1 protein-coding gene is annotated in these 235 nt (G+C 65.1%); it reads right to left on the bottom strand.

The features are described from left to right. Positions 1 to 235, bottom strand: a 235-nt coding sequence (locus SB679_RS26335; protein WP_410705382.1) for a hypothetical protein, incomplete at both ends; no start/stop codon positions are given.

Here is a 235-nt window from a genome sequence, read left to right as displayed (position 1 = left end):
CTTGTACTCCAGCGCGAGCATCGGCAGTTGCACCTGCCATTGTTGGCTGAACAGGCGTCGGCGGCGTGACGCTTGCGCGCCGTCGGCGATCAATTTGTTTTTCAGCAGGGCCGGGTAGGCCTGGCCCACATCCGCTTGCGTCACACAGGCCTTGAGCAGGTCATAGGTCAGCCACGCGGGCGCGGGTTTGCCGCTGACGCGGATGGCTTTGACGCGGTGGGGGAAGCCGGCAAGG

Source organism: Chryseobacterium sp. SIMBA_029 (genome assembly GCF_046535275.1).
Taxonomy (GTDB): Bacteria; Bacteroidota; Bacteroidia; order Flavobacteriales; family Weeksellaceae; genus Chryseobacterium.
The sequence above is the reverse complement of the archived record's forward strand: the minus strand, read 5'-3'. Positions and strand labels throughout refer to the sequence as shown.